The sequence below is a fragment of the Mesorhizobium sp. M2A.F.Ca.ET.037.01.1.1 genome, assembly GCF_003998075.1.
Taxonomy (GTDB): domain Bacteria; phylum Pseudomonadota; class Alphaproteobacteria; order Rhizobiales; family Rhizobiaceae; genus Mesorhizobium.
In genome coordinates this window covers 1-382 of the sequence record NZ_RZSA01001881.1, presented here as the reverse complement: position 1 = coordinate 382, position 382 = coordinate 1, and the positions used below count along the sequence as shown (strand labels likewise).

Sequence of the window (382 nt, the reverse complement as noted above, 5' to 3'; positions counted from 1 at the left end):
GCCGTCGAGCTTGCCGCCAAGGACAAGCCCGTCACCATCGATGTCGGCAATAGCGCCGTGCCGATCCTGGTCGCCGTCGAGAAGGCCACGGTGCGCGCCTTCGGCGACGGCAAGGCGCCGATGGTCGATATCGGCACGTCGCTCACCTCGGTCGCCGTCGGCGGCACCCAACTCAACAATATCACCGGCGCGATCCATTCCGACGGCTTCGACATCGAAAACCGCAGCGGACCGGTCAGCATCAAGCTTGCCGCCGCCGGGCTGAAGACCGACGTCGCCACGCTGGCGCCGCTGGTGACCGGGAAGCTCGCCGCCGATCTTTCCGGCACGATCAGCCGCGAGTCCGTGGCCATCGACAAGGGCACCTTGCGCAGCGATGCGC

1 protein-coding gene is annotated in these 382 nt (G+C 67.5%); it reads left to right on the top strand.

Annotation, left to right across the window (positions count from 1 at the left end; translation table 11 throughout):
* On the top strand, positions 1-382 hold a 382-nt coding region (locus EOA27_RS40285), incomplete at both ends, for a hypothetical protein (RefSeq protein WP_145970985.1).